14 protein-coding genes and 2 tRNA genes are annotated in these 15,744 nt (G+C 66.2%); 4 read left to right on the top strand and 12 right to left on the bottom strand.

Annotated elements, in window-relative coordinates; all coding sequences use genetic code 11:
* Nucleotides 1-23 precede the first annotated feature (23 nt).
* Nucleotides 24-743 (top strand): IclR family transcriptional regulator, encoded by a 720-nt coding sequence (locus tag ASG77_RS20020; protein WP_056349182.1) that lies wholly within the window; start codon nucleotides 24-26, stop codon nucleotides 741-743.
* 46 nt (nucleotides 744-789) lie between these two features.
* Complete coding sequence (locus tag ASG77_RS20025) at nucleotides 790-1,329, top strand: DUF1697 domain-containing protein (protein WP_056349185.1); 540 nt, start codon at nucleotides 790-792, stop codon at nucleotides 1,327-1,329.
* A 5-nt stretch (nucleotides 1,330-1,334) separates the two neighbouring features.
* Here the strand turns inward: ASG77_RS20025 and ASG77_RS20030 are convergent, their stop codons facing one another.
* The 4 genes from ASG77_RS20030 to ASG77_RS20045 form a co-directional block, all read right to left on the bottom strand.
* Nucleotides 1,335-2,951: a GTPase gene (locus ASG77_RS20030; protein WP_056349189.1), complete on the bottom strand. Its 1,617-nt coding sequence runs from the start codon at nucleotides 2,949-2,951 to the stop codon at nucleotides 1,335-1,337.
* Entirely contained in the window at nucleotides 2,948-4,663 is a 1,716-nt protein-coding gene (locus tag ASG77_RS20035) for a dynamin family protein (protein ID WP_056349191.1), read from the bottom strand. Before ASG77_RS20035 ends, ASG77_RS20030 begins: the two co-directional genes overlap by 4 nt.
* 216 nt (nucleotides 4,664-4,879) lie before the next feature.
* Nucleotides 4,880-4,955 (bottom strand) — tRNA-Glu (locus ASG77_RS20040).
* A 143-nt stretch (nucleotides 4,956-5,098) separates the two neighbouring features.
* Nucleotides 5,099-5,170 (bottom strand) — tRNA-Gln (locus ASG77_RS20045).
* A gap of 297 nt (nucleotides 5,171-5,467) precedes the next feature.
* Here ASG77_RS20045 and ASG77_RS20050 point away from each other — a divergent pair.
* Nucleotides 5,468-6,862: a hypothetical protein gene (locus ASG77_RS20050; RefSeq protein WP_056349194.1), complete on the top strand. Its 1,395-nt coding sequence runs from the start codon at nucleotides 5,468-5,470 to the stop codon at nucleotides 6,860-6,862.
* Between the two features lie 8 nt (nucleotides 6,863-6,870).
* Here the strand turns inward: ASG77_RS20050 and ASG77_RS20055 are convergent, their stop codons facing one another.
* From ASG77_RS20055 to ASG77_RS20070, 4 genes are read right to left on the bottom strand one after another with little or no spacing between them, the layout of a single operon-like run.
* On the bottom strand, nucleotides 6,871-7,608 hold the full coding sequence (locus ASG77_RS20055) for an HAD family hydrolase (RefSeq protein WP_056349198.1): 738 nt from the start codon (nucleotides 7,606-7,608) through the stop codon (nucleotides 6,871-6,873).
* Nucleotides 7,608-9,122 (bottom strand): glutamate--tRNA ligase, encoded by a 1,515-nt coding sequence (gene gltX, locus ASG77_RS20060; protein WP_056349200.1) that lies wholly within the window; start codon nucleotides 9,120-9,122, stop codon nucleotides 7,608-7,610. Before gltX ends, ASG77_RS20055 begins: the two co-directional genes overlap by 1 nt.
* A gap of 20 nt (nucleotides 9,123-9,142) precedes the next feature.
* Nucleotides 9,143-9,919, bottom strand: coding sequence for a fumarylacetoacetate hydrolase family protein (locus ASG77_RS20065; RefSeq protein ID WP_056349204.1), 777 nt, complete (start codon nucleotides 9,917-9,919; stop codon nucleotides 9,143-9,145).
* 55 nt (nucleotides 9,920-9,974) lie between these two features.
* Nucleotides 9,975-10,772, bottom strand: a complete 798-nt coding sequence (locus ASG77_RS20070; protein ID WP_056349208.1) for an MBL fold metallo-hydrolase — start codon at nucleotides 10,770-10,772, stop codon at nucleotides 9,975-9,977.
* Nucleotides 10,773-10,871: 99 nt separating this feature from the next.
* On the opposite strand from ASG77_RS20070, the gene ASG77_RS20075 reads away from it, so the two are divergent.
* Entirely contained in the window at nucleotides 10,872-11,474 is a 603-nt protein-coding gene (locus ASG77_RS20075) for a hypothetical protein (protein ID WP_235564706.1), read from the top strand.
* A 132-nt stretch (nucleotides 11,475-11,606) separates the two neighbouring features.
* Here the strand turns inward: ASG77_RS20075 and ASG77_RS20080 are convergent, their stop codons facing one another.
* The 4 genes from ASG77_RS20080 to ASG77_RS20095 all read right to left on the bottom strand — a co-directional run bounded on the left by ASG77_RS20080 (nucleotide 11,607) and on the right by ASG77_RS20095 (nucleotide 15,545).
* On the bottom strand, nucleotides 11,607-12,719 hold the full coding sequence (locus ASG77_RS20080) for a branched-chain amino acid aminotransferase (RefSeq protein ID WP_056349212.1): 1,113 nt from the start codon (nucleotides 12,717-12,719) through the stop codon (nucleotides 11,607-11,609).
* A 112-nt stretch (nucleotides 12,720-12,831) separates the two neighbouring features.
* Nucleotides 12,832-13,884 carry a 3-isopropylmalate dehydrogenase gene (locus ASG77_RS20085; protein WP_056349215.1) on the bottom strand — a complete coding sequence of 351 codons (1,053 nt, stop codon included), beginning with the start codon at nucleotides 13,882-13,884 and terminating at the stop codon, nucleotides 12,832-12,834.
* A gap of 43 nt (nucleotides 13,885-13,927) precedes the next feature.
* Nucleotides 13,928-14,602: a class F sortase gene (locus tag ASG77_RS20090; protein ID WP_056349218.1), complete on the bottom strand. Its 675-nt coding sequence runs from the start codon at nucleotides 14,600-14,602 to the stop codon at nucleotides 13,928-13,930.
* Between the two features lie 115 nt (nucleotides 14,603-14,717).
* A complete protein-coding gene (locus tag ASG77_RS20095) occupies nucleotides 14,718-15,545 on the bottom strand; it encodes a hypothetical protein (RefSeq protein WP_056349219.1) in 828 nt (275 codons plus the stop codon).
* Between the last annotated feature and the right edge of the window lie 199 nt (nucleotides 15,546-15,744).

The following is a 15,744-nucleotide window of genomic DNA, read 5'->3' on the forward strand; positions in this document are numbered from 1 at the left end:
TAATGAGACGGCAATATCATTACATGGACAATTCTAGTGGAGTCGGTGTCATTGATAAAGCGGCCCATGTGCTTGATGCATTGGAGGCCGGCCCCACCACGCTGGCACAGCTGGTGGCCGCCACGGGCCTGGCCCGGCCCACCGTGCACAGGCTCGCCCTGGCCCTGATCCATCACCGGCTTGTAAGCCGCGACATCCAGGGCCGGTTTGTCCTCGGCAGCCGCCTGGTGGAGCTGGCCTCCGCCGCCGGCGAGGACCGTCTCATCGCTTCCGCCGGGCCGGTCCTGATGCAGCTGCGCGACGCCACCGGCGAAAGCTCCCAGATCTTCCGCCGCCAGGGCGAATGGCGTATTTGTGTCGCCTCCGCGGAACGCCCCATCGGCCTGCGCGACACCATCCCCGTGGGCACCAAACTCTCCATGAAGGCCGGCTCCGCCGCGCAGGTGCTGCTCGCCTGGGAAGACCACGACCGGCTTCTGGAGGGCCTGCAGGCCGCCCGCTTCACGCCCACCGTGCTGGCAGGCGTACGACGGCGGGGCTGGGGCCAGAGCCTCGGCGAACGCGAGCCCGGGGTCGCCTCAGTCTCGGCACCGGTCCGGGGACCGTCCGGACGCGTGATCGCCGCGGTCTCGATCTCCGGCCCCATTGAGCGGCTCACCCGCCAGCCGGGCCGCCTCCACGCCGAGGTGGTTTGCAACGCCGCACGGCTCCTCACCGAGGCCCTGCGCAAGGGCAACGACTGAGGCCCCGCCTCCGTCCAGGCCTGGCTGCCCCGGCTAGGCTGTCGGCATGAACAGCTACGCGGTCTTCCTCCGCGGGATCAATGTCGGAGGGATCAACATCAAGATGGCTGACCTCAAGAATGCCCTCGCATCGCAGGGGTTCGCGGAAGTCAAGACACTGCTGGCCAGCGGCAACGTGGTGCTTGCCAGCGACGAGGATCCTGCCGCCGTCAAACGGACATTTGAGAAGTGCCTGCGTGACGCGTTCGGCTACGATGCCTGGGTGGTGATTTTGACGGCCCAGCGGGTCTCCGAACTCGTGGCGGCCTGCCCGTACCCGGCGGACGACAGGGCAACACACGCCTACATCACGCTGGCCTCAGACACCGCCATGCTCGATGAGCTGGACGCGGCAGGCGCAGCCCTTGACGGGACTGAACAGAAACGCCTCGGCCCGGAGGCACTGGCCTGGCTGGCCCCGGCCGGCGGGACGTTGGACAGCCCGTTCAGCAAGATTTCGTCCAAGGCCAGGTTTAAGGCAACCACTACCACCCGGAACCTGCGGACGCTGATCAAGGTCAGGGACGCCGCAACCGCCCTGGCGTAGCGGCCTTAGTTTCCGCCCGCAACTTTCAGTGCGGCGTTGAAGGACGCGAGCCTGCTGACCTCAATTTCCACCGGCTCCACCACGAGGTCCCGGGCAACCTCGCCCACCGCTGCCCTCAGCCGTTTCCTGGCCCTGGCTGCGCGCGCCCTCGCGGCTCCTGACCCAATGAATTTTCCAGTCAGCGCCAGGAAGATCCCCAGCACCACACCGCTGCCAATCACCAACGTCGGCACCGGCCAGCCCTCCACCTTCGGAACCTCCGGCACGGGCAGCTGGAGATAGCCGAGCCCGGCCAGCACGCCAAGCCAACCCAGGCCGCCCAGGACTGTCACCAGCGCGAGCCACTGGACCACGTTGAACACGCCCCACCACCAGGACTTCCGGGACGCCATCAGGTCCGTGCCTGCGATGGCCTGGTCCAAGGCATCCGGCAACGCCTCCCGCCCTTCCCGGGCAGCACCCCTGATCGCGGCACGCCACGGCCCGGGTGCGCCCGCACTCGCCGCGTCCGCAAACTCACGGACAGCAGCATCCGTCCGGGCGCGTTCCGGGGCGCCCGCGGCCGGGAGCGAGGTCCGGTTAAGCTGGGACGGAGAAGAACTTCTCAGATTGAGCCGGCGGAGCGGATCAGGCCGGAACCGCACCAGCCATCGCGTCACCGGCCACCCCGTGCGGCGCGTCGACTCGATGCGGTAGGACCGCGCAACTGCGTCCACCACCACGGGCACGTTGGCGGCCGTTGCCAGCTCATCGGTGAGCCGGGATCTCGACGCCGGCCTGACACCGGCGGCTTCCCCAGCGCCGGCGGCTTCCCGGAGTTGCCCCGAGGCCCGCGAAACGTCCGCGGCCAGACGCTGCGAAAGTGCCTGGCGCTGCACCACCACACCGCGGATGGCGCTCCGGACCTTGTCCACGCCGGTGCCCTTCAGGGCGGAGGCACCCAGGACCTGAACCTTTCCCAGCCCGTCGCGGGCAAGGATCCCTTTCAAGGACTCCAGCACAGGCTGCACGTCCCGTTCGGGCAACCGGTCCACCTGGTTAAGGACCACCAGGGTCACGGCTCCATGTGCGGCCAGGGGCGTGAGGAAATCATTGTGGACCGCCGCATCGGCGTACTTTTGCGGATCCAGGACCCAGACCAGGACATCAACCAGGCCAACCATGCGCTCCACGATCTCGCGGTTTGCGGTCCTGGTGGAGTCGAAGTCCGGCAGGTCCAGCAGGATCAGCCCCGTGCGGTCGTCCGCGAAGCCTGCCACGGGCTCCGCATGGTGGCGGTTGCCCACCTCAAGCCAGTCCAGCAACGGCTCGCTGCCGTCCGCTCCCCAGACACCAGCCAAAGGTTCCGACGTTGTGGGCCGGCGGGCGGCCGCCGTCGCGATTTCAGCGCCGCTGACCGCGTTGAAGAGTGACGATTTTCCGCTGCCGGTGGCACCGAAGAACCCAACAACGGTGTGATCAGCCGACAGTGACCGGCGAGAGCTCGCGCGTTCGAGGAGCTGGAACACCTCCTCGAGTGCAGCATCCGGCAAGACGCCTTCGGCGAGTTCGCGGGCATCATTGAGGGCTTCGAGCCTGCGGTCCAGCTGCGACGCTTCACGGGCTACGCTGTGGCGGCTCATGCCTTGTCCGCCAGCCGGGCCAGGGCAGCGGCGTGGTCGGTCAGGATCCGGCCAGTGTCCGCGCCGCCCTCCGGCAGGCGTTGGATGAATTTCTGCTGCTCTGCCTGCAGCAGCCGCTGGCAACGGGCATGGAGGTCATTCCGCGCAGTCTGCGCAAGTCGGCGGACAGCGTCTTCGCCGAACACTGCCTCGAGCAGTTTCTGGCCGACGACGGCGGTACCGCCCGCCACGCCGATCTCCAGCCCGGTGAGGCCGGCGGTCATGGAAAACACCACGATCATCAGCGCGGCACCCAGGCCGTTGATCCCGAAGGAAAGCCATCTCGCCTGCGTGCGCTTGCCCTGCCCTTCCGTGCGGATCAGTTCCATCAGGCCGGTCTGCCAGGCCCGGATCTCCGCCGCAGCCACCTCGGCAAAGCCTGGGCTGGTGCCGGACAGATCCTCCGTCCCCAGGAGCCCGCGGCCGGCCGGGTCCGAGCGCCACCGCCGGTCAGTCTCTTCGCCGGCGTTGGCGGCCTCGTCCAGGATGACGGCCTGCAACCCCGTTTCGATGGCGGCCTCAACCCGGACGGCCGGCGTCGGCTCGCCCCGGAAGAACGCTCCCACGCGGTCCCGCAGCCGTCCGATGTTCTGCTCCAGCGCCCGGAAGAATTCCCCTGTTCCGACGAAGTCCTGCCAGCGCGCCAGTACTTCGCCACGGAGGAGGGCGCCGTCCTTTGTTGCGTCCAGGATCCGGGCCCCGGCATCGCGGTAGGCGGCCTCAGCGCCTGCACGGAGCGCGTCCGCGGCACGCTCCTGCCCCTGGACCGCGTGCGCCACCGCACCGACCCGCCCGGACAGCGCCTTCACCGTCCCGTTGAGGGTCCGGCGGGCAATGTCGGACCGCCCCGCGGCGTCGGCTGCAAGTTCCTGCAGCCAGCGCCGCAGCGGCTCCACTGCGCTCGATGGCAGCATGCCAAGATGGTCCAGGTCCGTCTCCGGCACAATGAACAGTCCGGCATCGCCGAGGCCTTCCTGCCGCAGCAGCGCGCGGAGATCTGCACTGACTTCGGCTTCCGCCTCCGCCGGCACACGGTCCAGGACCACGGCCACCATGATGTCCCGCGAGGACGCGTCCAGGAGAAGCTTCCACGGGACCGCGTCCGCGTAGCGGTTGGCGGTGGTCACAAAAACCCAGAGGTCCGCGGCGGCCAGCAATTGACCGGCGAGCCTGCGGTTGTCGTCGGAAATGGAGTCGACGTCGGGGGCGTCAAGCAGTGCGATCCCCTGCGGAACAGCCTGGTCCGCTACCAGTACCAGGGACGAAGTGGCTTCTGCATCGGGTGTTGCGCCGGCCCGGCTGGCCGGAACGGGTTCCCTGGAGACGGTGCCCCGGATCCGGTTGAGGGTGGGCAGCACGCGGTGGCCTTCGAACCAGCCGGCATCGGCCGGGTGGTGCAGCAGAATTGGCTGCCGGGTGGTGGGCCTGATGGCCCCGGAGCGTGTGACCGGGTGCCCCACCAGGGCGTTGACCAGCGTTGACTTGCCGGCACCCGTGGAACCCCCGACGACGGCAAGGAGCGGTGCGTCCAGGCTGCGGTACCGCGGCAGGATGTAGTCGTCCAGCTGGGCGACGGCGTTCCGAGTGTCCTGGCGCGCCTGTTCCACGTCAGCAAGGGCGAGCGGCAACGACACTGCGGACAGATCCCCACGCACGGCCTCGAGCAAGGCCACGGCCGGCTCCGACGCAGCGTCGGGCCGGCCCGGCTGCGTTCTCGGTGCGCGCTTAGGCGACGGAGGCTGCGTGGGACGAAGCCCGTCTGAGGAGGTCACAGGATCATCATGCCAGCTGCGCCGGCTTTTCCACCGGGCCCCGGTTTTGTCCTATAACCCGCAGCGCAGCCTCCACAACGAAAAAACGGTCCCGGGCTGATGCCCGGGACCGTTCGTTGGTGACCCCAGCGGGATTCGAACCCGCGTTACCGCCGTGAGAGGGCAGCGTACTAGGCCGCTATACGATGGGGCCGCGTACTTCCAGGAAGTTTTCACTTCCAACCGGCGCCAGGCCGGTTTGCTAAGTGAGTATTTCATACACTCAGCGCGTGTTTCAAATCGGCGAACCGATCTGAAACCACTGATTTGCCGCGGTTAGCCTGCGACCAAACAGAGCTGGGATACCAGGACTCGAACCTAGAATGACGGTACCAGAAACCGTAGTGTTGCCAATTACACCATATCCCAATGATACTTTCGGGCCGGAGTTTCGGGCTTTAAGCCGTGCTCCGTGCGCCTCAGCACGAGAAATTACTTTACCCGAGACTTTGGGCTGGCACAAATCGGCACCGAAGACCCAAGGGCCTGAACCTCTTGCCAGATCACCCGGAATAAGTTTACTCTCGGTAAGTTACCCGAGAGTAACCACCCACTGCCTTTGCTGCAGGCCCTTCGGAATGTCGTTTTGCGTCCGGACTGCCACCCTGGTCCAGGTGGGTGGCCGGCAGATTTCACACTGCCGGCAAACCGTCGAGAGGACCCACCGTGACACAAAGTCGTGCCGCCGCGCCCACCAAGACCCGAACCCGGGCACAGCAGCTTGCTGTCGCCGTCCTGGCCCTGATGCTGATTGCTTTGCTTGGGTTTTACACCCTGGTCACCGGCAGGATCACCGACGGATCGGCCAAGCTGATGGACGGTGCGGGCCAGGCCTCGGCCGGCGCTGAGCAGCTCAAGGACGGCGCCGGCCAGCTGGCGGCCGGCGCGGGCCTGGCCGACACCGGTGCCGGCAAGCTCTCCTCCGGCGCCGACAAAGTCCTCCTGGGTGTCAGCGAGAAGCTGGCCCCGGGCGCTGAAAGACTGCAGTCCGGTGCAGACCAGCTCGCCGCCGGAGCCGTCAAGATCGAAACTGACGTCAACAACAAGCTCGCGCCCGGCGTGTACAAAGCGGACGATGGCGCCCGAAAGCTCGCCGCCGGAGCCACCCAGCTCGCCGCGGCGCTGACGCCTACGGCCGCCGGAAATGCCGAGAACAATCTGGCGGACGGCGCGACTGCGCTGGATGCAGGTGCGGCCCGCCTGGCCTCGGGAACCGGCGAACTGGCCGCCGGAACGGCCGAGCTGAAAGGCTACCGGGGAGCAAACAACTCCCCCGAGGCAGGTACCGGAACGGCAGCCTTGGCGCAGGCCCTTGAGCTGCTGGAGGCGGCAGCCTCGGACCCGCTTCAGGGTCTGGTGCCGCTGGCCGTAGTCAAGGACAAGATCGCCAAGATCACCGCTGGAGCCCATAGGCTCGACGCCGGGGCGCAGCAACTGCAGGCTGGCGCGGGGAAGCTCAATGACGGAGCGGCACAGTTGCACACTGGAACAGGGCGCCTCACCGCCGGCTTCGCCACCCTGGGTGAAAAGCTCAACAGTCGCGATCCCAACAACCCTGGTGTTGTGCTCGGTACCGAACTGCTGGCCGCCGGAACTGCCCAGATCCGCACCGGCATGGACGGCGTGCCCGGCAATGCCGACCGCCCGGGCCTGATCAACGCCGTCGCCACTATTACTGAGGGCACCTCACGGCTGGCGGACGGCACGTTGGCGTTGAATGCCGGGATCAAGGGCGATCCGGCCGATCCCTCAAACCCCGGCCTGCTCCACGGCTCCCAGGCACTGGCTGCGGGCGCTTCGGAGCTTGCCACAGGCAACACCAAGCTGGCCACGGGATCGACAGAGCTGGCCACGGGTGCCGAGAAACTTGCTGATGGCAATGCCCGGATTGCGGATGGCACGGACACCCTGTACAGCAGTGCAGCGGCCGTCTCGCCCACCAGTACGGTGGGGAAGTCCGATACCGCCGTTGCCCTCTGCCTGCTTGCTGTGCTTGTGCTCGGATCCGTGGGCATCTACCTGGTGCTGTGGAACAGGCGAAGGCTGCAGTCTGCGGAGTAAGCGGCCGGTCAGCCCAGCAACTGCTCCAGTGAGGTGATCTTGTGACCGGTGAAATCCGGCGCGGGCTCCCCCACCCTGTCGAGCCAGACGCCTATCAGGCCCGCCGCCGTCGAACCTTCAGCGTCCAGCATCCTGTTGTCACCCACGTAGAGCGTCTCCTCCGGGGCAGTCCCCAGCAGGCGGACTCCTTCGAGGTAGATGGCCGGCTCGGGCTTGGCAACGCCTACCGTGTCCGTACCAACCAGGCGGCGGACGCGTTCCAGTCCAGCGCCGTCGAGCTTGGCCCGCTGGTAGTCGTGCACGTTGTTACTGACGGCACCGTAGGGGATGCCGGCAGCATCCAGCAGGTCCAGGAGCGGCAGAACGTCCTCAAAGGCACGTACATACGTGGGCTGCAGCCGGCCGTAGGCCGAGAGCCACCCGTGCGCTTCTTCACCGTCGGCAAGATCCACACCGAAGTGCCCCAGGGCGGCGCGTCCCCGCAGGAGGCGCTGGTCGTTGAAGGTCAGCTCCCCCGCCAGGTACCGGTCGTAGTAGTGCGTGGTCTCGTGCGTGAAGATCCTGCCGAAACGCTCCCACCCGGTCTGGTCCAGACCGGGCAGAAGGTGCTCGCTGACCTCACGCAGGGCGGTGGTCATGGCGTATTCGAGGTCCACCAGGGTGTCGTCGATGTCGAAGAGGACGCCCCGGATGGACCCGAAACGTGTGCTCAGGACTCCGTCAGCCGTCGTGCCGGTGGTAGACATCAGCCGCGGAAGGTACGGAGCCGGCTCAGGGACGAGCCCTTGCCCAGGATCACCATGGATTCGAAGAGCGGCGGCGAGATCCGGCGCCCGGAGATGGCCGTGCGGACAGGACCGAAGGCCAGCCGCGGCTTCAGCCCGAGGTCCTCCACGAGTGCCTGCTTCAGGGCCGTCTGAATCTCCTCCGGGTTCCAGTCCTGAATGGGCTCAAGGGCAGCAAGGGCGGCGTCGAGGACTTCGGTCAGGTTGGCGGGCAGGCCCTTAAGGGCATCGTCCGCGACGTCGATGGCGTCGTCGGCCTTGAACAGGAAGGCGAGCATCTCCGGGGCTTCCCCGAGCAGGGTGATCCGCTCCTGGACGAGGGGTGCAGCCTCGGTGAGGATCTCTTCCTCCCGGTCCGTGAGGATTTCCCCGACCAGGCCCGCGGCCCGGAGGTACGGCACCAGGCGCGCACGGAAGTCAGCCGCTTCGAGCAGCCGGACGTGCGTGCCGTTGATGGCCTCGGCCTTCTTCAGGTCAAAGCGGGCCGGGTTGGCGAGCACATCGTGGATGTCGAAGTGCTCCACGAGCTGCTTGACGGTGAAGATGTCCTCGTCGGCGCTCAGGGACCAGCCCAGGAGGGACAGGTAGTTCAGCAGGCCCTCGGGAATGAAGCCGCGTTCGCGGTGCAGGAACAGGCTGGATTCGGGGTCGCGCTTGGAGAGCTTCTTGTTGCCCTGGCCCATGACGTAGGGAAGGTGGCCGAACTCGGGCATGTACTCGGCCACGCCGATGGCGTAGAGGGCGCGGTACAGGGCGATCTGGCGGGGCGTGGAACTGAGCAGGTCTTCGCCGCGCAGCACGTGGGTGATTCCCATCAGGGCATCGTCCACCGGGTTTACCAGCGTGTACAACGGCGCGCCGTTGGCACGGACCACCGCGAAGTCCGGCACGGATCCGGCCTTGAACGTGATTTCGCCGCGGACGAGGTCCTTGAACGTGAGGTCCTCGTCCGGCATCCGGAGGCGCAGCACGGCCTGGCGGCCCTCTGCCTTGTACTGGGCCAGCTGTTCCTCGGTGATGTGCCGGTCAAACCCGTCATAACCCAGCTTGGGGTCCCGGGAGGCCGCACGGTGGCGGGCTTCGATTTCAGCCGGGGTGGAGTAGGACTCGTAAATGTGGCCGCCGGCCTTCAGCCGCGCGATGACGTCCTGGTAGATGTCGCTGCGCTGCGACTGGCGGTACGGCTCGTGCGGGCCGCCCACTTCGACACCCTCGTCCCAGGTGATGCCCAGCCACTTCAGCGCGTCCAGCAGCTGGTGGTAGCTTTCCTCGCTGTCCCGCTCCGAGTCCGTGTCCTCGATGCGGAAGACCAGGGTGCCCTTGGTGTGCCGGGCATAGGCCCAGTTGAACAGCGCCGTGCGGATCAGGCCCACGTGCGGGGTGCCCGTGGGTGACGGGCAGAACCGCACCCGGACCGGGGTTTCGGCAGTGACGGACGGGATGGCGGCAGGGTTCAGCGCGGAGGCAGTAGTCATAGTGGTTCCAACTTTACCCGTCAGCGGCGGACCACCGGGTTGGACAGGCGACCGATGCCCTCGATCTCCACGTCATAGCGGTCCCCCGCGGTGACCAGGTCGACGCCGGCCGGGGTGCCGGTCATGATGACATCCCCGGGGAGCAGGGTGAAGGCCTGGGACACGATGGAGACGATTTCCCGGACGCCGCGGATCATCTGGCTGGTGCTGCCGTCCTGGCGCAGTTCGCCGTTGAGCCAGCCCTTGATGGCCAGGTCTTCGGTGTCCAGCTCGGTCTCAATCCAGGGTCCGAGGGGTGCCGAGGTGTCGAAGCCCTTGGCCCGGGCCCACTGCAGGTCCGTTTTCTGGACATCGCGGGCGGTGAGGTCGTTGCCGCAGGTGTAGCCGAAGATGACTTCGTCGACGCGGTCTTCCGGGACGTCCTTACAGATCCGGCCGATGACCACACACAGTTCGGCCTCGAACGAAACCTCGTCTGAGAATTCCGGCAGCACGATGGGGTCGCCGGGGCCGATGACAGAGGTGTTCGGCTTCAGGAACAGCAGCGGCTGCTGCGGGACCTCATTGCCCAGCTCGGCGGCGTGCTCGGCGAAGTTTCGGCCCACGCCGATCACCTTGCTGCGGGGAATGATCGGCGCCAGGAGCCGGACATCTTCAAGCTTGTGCTTGACGTGCGTGCGCTCCACGCCGTGGAAGAAGGGGTCACCGTTAATGACAGTGATTTCCTCACTGCCGGGCTCGCCTTCAACAACGCCGTAGAGGGGATCAGAATCGACTACAAACCTGGCAATACGCATGGTTGTTAGCCTACCGTCTTGAGCGGCGGCAGCTGCCCTGGGTCACGCCGTCCTGTCAGCCGCCGGGGAGCCCACGCAGGTAGTCAAGCTGCGCGGCCACCGACATTTCGGCTGCCCGCCGGACGGAAGGTTCGACGTCGGCGTACACGTCGTCTGCCACGTCAACCACCGTCGCGTCCCCGCCATGCCGGACAAGTGCCGCGCGGATCTGCGCCAGCCGCTCGTGCCGGTGCTCGCGGTAGGCACGGGCAATGGCCGCTAGGGAGGGAAGTACCGGCCCGTGGGCCGGCAGGACGGTGGCCGGGCCAAGGGCTTCGAGCCGGTCCAGGGACCGCAGGTAATCCCCCAGCCTGCCGTCCGGGTAGTCCAGCATGGTGGTCCCGCGGCCCAGGATAGTGTCGCCGGTCAGCACTGAGCCGTGCGGGCCGTCGTCGGGAAGGTGGAAGCAGGCGGAATCCGAGGTGTGGCCCGGCGTGGCCAGGACCCGGACCGCCACTCCCGCTGCCTGGATGGTTTCGCCGTCCTGCAGTGGCTCGCCGCCGCCGTGGCAGTGGCGGGGATCGGCGGCGCGGACCGGGGCGCCGGTGAGCTCATGGAGCCGCTGGGAGCCTGCCGTGTGGTCGGCGTGCCGGTGCGTCACGAGAATGAGTTCCACGGGGCCCACATCCGCGAGGCGGCGAAGGTGGCCCTCGTCCGCCGGACCCGGATCCACCACCACGGATGTACTGGCGCCGGGGGCGGAGACGACGTACGAATTGGTGCCGTCCAGGCTCATCGGCCCGGGGTTGGGTGCCAGGAAGAAAGCCGTCAGTGGGCTGGCAGCGACTGGAATGCCGCTCGAGGTGGAGTTCACTGCACCATCTTCGCATCAGGACGGCACGGAATAACCGCACCCCCGGGGCGGGTTATGGCTGGTGAACCCACCGCCCAGAGAGAGCAGCCAGGCGCCACCATGAGCACTTCACCCACCATCTCATTGTCCGAACTGTTGTCCGGCGCCGACGCCGCGGGACACGACCATGCACTGACGGAGAAGAACAGCGGCCTACAGCACATCCACAACCACGCGACCGGGGCCATCGTCTGGTTTCCCACGTGGCAGAAGTTCCGTGAGACCAACGACTGGCGCGAGGCGGTGGACGGTGTCGCCGAGGATTTCCGGTCACATATCGAAGACGTCGACGAATGGGCGGCCACGTTCCTGGCTGAAGATCTGGCCCTACTCCTGGAGCGCGCTGCTGCCTCCGGCGACGCGAACGTTTTTGTCCAGGACAATCTCACGCACCACCTGACGCGGACCTGGGCTATTGCCGACGCCGTCGCCGAGGCAACGGGGAAGGACCTGCCCACCGGAGGCACCAAACAGACCATCTTTGCTGACTATCCCTATGACGTTTACGCCCAGGACGGCGGTGCCTTCGCCACCGCACTCTGGAACGACATCATCGATGCCCACCGCAACCGTGCCCTGGCCGACGAAGCGGCACGCAAGGCCCTGAAGCCGGTCTCGCGCAAGGCCCTGAAGAACGCTGCCCGGAAGGCCGCCCGCCGCTGAGGCCGGGGCTCCCTACAAACGGAAAACCGAGTTAACGGACGACGGCGGTTGCCCGGCACTGTGTTGAACTTCCCACAGTGCCGGCCAGCCGCCGTCGTTATTTCCTATGTGCGTTGCCTGCCTAGGCCGTGCTTAGGCCAGACGCGTCAGCCAGCCGTGGGTATCCGGCACGGTTCCGGTCTGGATGCCCAGGAGCTGTTCGCGGATGGCCATGGTGGTCTCCCCCGCCTTCGCGTCCTCGGAGCCGATGAATTCGGTGGTGTCTTTCAGGACACCGATCGGGGTGATCACCGCTGCGGTGCCGCATGCGAAGACCTCGGCGATCTCACCGGAGGCCACGCCGTCGCGCCATTCATCCAGGGTGATCTTGCGTTCGGCGACCTCGCGGCCCATGTCCTTGGCAACCTGGATAACGGACATCCTGGTGATTCCTTCCAGGATGGTTCCGGTGAGTGCAGGAGTCACGAGAGATCCGTCCTTCATCACAAAGAACACGTTCATGCCGCCGAGCTCTTCGACGGCGTTGTCGTTGAACTGGTCCAGGAAGAGGACCTGCTTGCAGCCGTTGGCCTCAGCCTCCTGCTGGGCGATGAGGGAGGCTGCGTAGTTGCCCCCGCATTTGGCGTCGCCTGTGCCACCGCGTCCGGCGCGGGCATACTCCCGCGAGATCCAGATGGACACGGGCTTGAGTTCGCCGCCGAAGTAGTTGCCGGCGGGCGATGCGATGACCCGGAAGGACACTTCCCGCGCTGCCCGGACACCCAGGAACGCCTCGGTGGCGATCATGAACGGGCGCAGGTACAGGGCCTCGCCGTCACCGGCGGGAACCCATTCCTTGTCCGCCTGCACCAGTTCCCGGATGGCGCCCAGGAAGTACTCCTGGGGCAGTTCCGGAAGCGCAAGACGTCGTGCCGACTTGTTCAGGCGGGCCGCATTCGCCTCCGGACGGAACGTCCAGATTGAGCCGTCAGCGTGGCGGTATGCCTTGAGGCCTTCGAAGATCTCCTGGCCGTAGTGCAGCACCGCGGCAGACGGGTCCAGGGAGATGGGTCCGTAGGCCTCAACGCGCGCGTTGTGCCAGCCACCCTCACCTTGCTCGTCGACGCTGTAGTCGACGACGGCGGTGTGGTCGGTGAAGTAGTTGCCAAATCCCGGGTTCGCCAGGATGGCTGCACGCTCTTCAGCTGACTTCGGGGTTGCCGAGAGCTGCTGGTTAAATTCGACGCCATGGGCGGTCTGAGTCATGGTTCCTCCACGATCGGCTGCCTTCTGAATGTGGTTCAGCACTGAACCGCAGGGCAGCATTTGGTGATTCGAAACTAGCTTACGCCGCTTAACCGAGTCTCAAGAGCAGGGCCTAGAGCGCTGCGGCGATGGCGTCCCCGACGGCGCTGGTACTGCGGGCGCCGCCGTCGCGGGTTTCGACGTCGGCGATCACCGCAGCTTCGATCCTGCGGGCCGCGGCGGTGTAGCCGAGGTGGTCCAGCAGGAGCACCGCCGACAGGATGGCCGCGGTGGGATCTGCCTTCTGCTGTCCGGCGATGTCCGGGGCCGAACCGTGGACCGGTTCAAACATGGAGGGGGCGGTGCGGTCCATGTTGATGTTGCCCGACGCCGCCAGCCCGATGCCGCCGGTGATGGCTGCAGCGAGGTCAGTGAGGATGTCGCCGAAGAGGTTATCAGTGACAATGACATCGAACCGTGAGGGGTCGGTGACCATAAAGATGGTGGCCGCATCAACGTGCAGGTAATCGTGGGTGACCTCGGGGAATTCCTGGGCCACCGCCTCGACGGTGCGCTTCCACAGGTGGCCGGCGTAGACCAGGACGTTGTGCTTGTGCACCAGGGTCACATGCTTGCGTTCCCGGGCGCTGGCGCGGCGGAAGGCATCGCGGACAACGCGCTCCACGCCATACGCCGTGTTCAGTGAGACCTCGGTGGCCACCTCGTGGGGTGTGCCGGTGCGAAGCGAGCCGCCGTTGCCCACATATGGACCCTCGGTTCCCTCACGGACGACGATAAAATCGATGGTGCCGGGATTGGCCAGCGGGCTCCCGACTGTTCCGTACAACCGCGACGGCCGCAGGTTGACGTAGTGGTCCAGGCTGAAGCGGAGCTTGAGCAGCATCTCCCGCTCAATGATGCCGGACGGAATCCGGGTGTCGCCGGGGGCGGCACCGACAGCACCGAAGAGGATCGCGTCCCGTGTACGCAGGTCGGCGAGGACCTCATCCGGAAGGGTCTCGCCGGTGGCCAGCCAGTGCTCGGCACCGAGCTGGTAGTGGGTCTGCTCGAGGACAACGCCTTCAGCGGCGACAGCCTTTTCGAGGACTTTCAGTGCCTCGGCAATGACCTCCGGGCCAATGCCGTCACCGGGAATGACAGCGAGATTGATCGTGGATGCGCTCATGCTCCAAGAATATTAAGATGATCCGCATGCCGGACAATCTGTCTCATTTGCTGAGACTAAGGGTTGGGTCCTCCGGTGAGGCCACCACCACCACGTTGGTGCCCCAAGCATCACCTGTATAGCAGGAAATCAGGACCAGCCTGTTGGGTGCCACCTGCCAGATGGGGCTGTCTTTAAGGCCGGACTTGACGTAGGTCGTCACCGAGTCCACCAGGTAGGCCACTTCGCCCGTGGCCGTGGCCACGGTCAGCCTGTCACCTGCCGCCGCCTTGGTACTCAGCCGGTTGAACGGCGCATCCCGGTCCGTCCAGCTGTGCCCGGCGATATACGTGGTGTTGACCGAGCCCGCGCCGGGGGCGCCGTAAGGCGACAGCCAGTAGCCGTCCATGGTGGGGGGCGGCACGATGGTCTGGGTGGCCTGGTCCTCGCCGGTGGGCTCGAGCGGATGGACCACCACATCAATGTCTGCGGCCGGGTACACCAGCCGCTGCGGCGGCGACGCTGCCGGACCCGCCGGGACCGGAGCGCCGGTGTCCGTGGAGGCTGTGGGGGTGGACGGTGCTGGGGCCTGGGTGGTCGGCTGCACAGCAACCCCGGTCATGGTCGGTCCCGGCCCGGCCAGGAATGGCAGAAATGCGAACGCCAGATAGGCCAGCACGCCGCACAGCACCACAAAGACAATGCTTTTGGTGGTGAAGAGCCTTCGATCGCTGTCCATGGTTACCCCGCTTGTGAGTCGGATTTGCCTGGTTTGCCGGCAGGCGCCGTGCCCTTGCGGCCACGGCGCCTGCCGGTGATTCAAACAGTGCCCCTGCGGGCGCCAGTAGCCGGCGTCACTCCTCCCGGGGCCGGGATACGGTACCGCTGGCTGCCAGGGTCCTGCGGGCAGCCACTCCCGCTGCAGCGAGCATCATCACAACGATGCCAGCGGCCCAGGGGGCGATGGAAACGTCAGTCGAACCTGCCACTGCAGTCTGGACATTGAAGCCAGGGTTGTTGGCGGCTACGGCACCTTGACCCGCCGGCGCACCCACAACAGCACCTCTGGGAGTTTCGCCCGGCGTCACCGGAGTAACAGCAGGCGGGACCACCGGAGGAACAACAGGCGGCACTACTGGCGGCACGGTCGTGGGAATGCAGTTGTTGTAGTAAGTTGCTTGCCCCTGAGCCGTCCAGTTCTGGCCTGCAGGCAGCACCTTGCCGTTGTTCGGCGGGATGATGTCTTCAGTGTGCTGGTGGTTGGCATTGGCGTGGCCGTTGAGCCCCTGCAGGGCGATCGTAATCGGCTTGTAAGGGTTCGTGTCCGAGCCGGTGGCGTGGCAGATGCTGATCTTGTGATCGCCGTTGCCGTTACCATTGCCGTTACCCTCGCCTGGTGCGGCGCAGGCTGCATTCCAGATGCTGGCCTTGTCAAGGTTCTGGCCACCGGGTAGGACTTTCCCGTCGTTGGCCGGAATGATGTCCTCATCGTGCTGGTGGCCCACGTGGGCGCTGAGCGCGTTGAGGCTGATGGTCACCGGCCTGTAGGGATTGCTTTCCGAGCCGGTGGCGTGGCAAATGGTGATCTTTTTCTCGTCCTCAGAAGGCGTCGCGGTGGCCGGCGCAGTGGCACCCAATAGCGCAAGACCCGCGACACCAAAAGCGGCAAGGATCCGTTTCATTTCCGTCTCCATCCATTGTCTGGTCCAAACTGATCAGACAGGTGGAAGAACGGCGCCAACCCCGACACGGAGGGCTAAAGGCAAACGGACAGCATCGGGGGCGACGGTTCTCCCAGATGCGAATCATCAGTTTGCTAACCAGATAAGGCTAGACAGACGGGCACCATGATGTCTCCAGTACTCAGTACCCGCCTTACAA

Source organism: Arthrobacter sp. Soil762, assembly GCF_001428335.1.
Classification (GTDB): domain Bacteria; phylum Actinomycetota; class Actinomycetes; order Actinomycetales; family Micrococcaceae; genus Arthrobacter.

Excerpts from the sequence above, each read along its gene's own strand:
- ASG77_RS20080 (WP_056349212.1), bottom strand. The coding sequence starts at position 12,719 with ATGACTCAGACCGCCCATGGCGTCGAATTTAACCAGCAGCTCTCGGCA.
- ASG77_RS20055 (WP_056349198.1), bottom strand. The coding sequence starts at position 7,608 with ATGTCTACCACCGGCACGACGGCTGACGGAGTCCTGAGCACACGTTTC.
- gltX (WP_056349200.1), bottom strand. The coding sequence starts at position 9,122 with ATGACTACTGCCTCCGCGCTGAACCCTGCCGCCATCCCGTCCGTCACT.
- ASG77_RS20065 (WP_056349204.1), bottom strand. The coding sequence starts at position 9,919 with ATGCGTATTGCCAGGTTTGTAGTCGATTCTGATCCCCTCTACGGCGTT.
- ASG77_RS20090 (WP_056349218.1), bottom strand. The coding sequence starts at position 14,602 with ATGGACAGCGATCGAAGGCTCTTCACCACCAAAAGCATTGTCTTTGTG.
- ASG77_RS20030 (WP_056349189.1), bottom strand. The coding sequence starts at position 2,951 with ATGAGCCGCCACAGCGTAGCCCGTGAAGCGTCGCAGCTGGACCGCAGG.
- ASG77_RS20075 (WP_235564706.1), top strand. The coding sequence starts at position 10,872 with ATGAGCACTTCACCCACCATCTCATTGTCCGAACTGTTGTCCGGCGCC.
- ASG77_RS20025 (WP_056349185.1), top strand. The coding sequence starts at position 790 with ATGAACAGCTACGCGGTCTTCCTCCGCGGGATCAATGTCGGAGGGATC.
- ASG77_RS20020 (WP_056349182.1), top strand. The coding sequence starts at position 24 with ATGGACAATTCTAGTGGAGTCGGTGTCATTGATAAAGCGGCCCATGTG.
- ASG77_RS20085 (WP_056349215.1), bottom strand. The coding sequence starts at position 13,884 with ATGAGCGCATCCACGATCAATCTCGCTGTCATTCCCGGTGACGGCATT.
- ASG77_RS20095 (WP_056349219.1), bottom strand. The coding sequence starts at position 15,545 with ATGAAACGGATCCTTGCCGCTTTTGGTGTCGCGGGTCTTGCGCTATTG.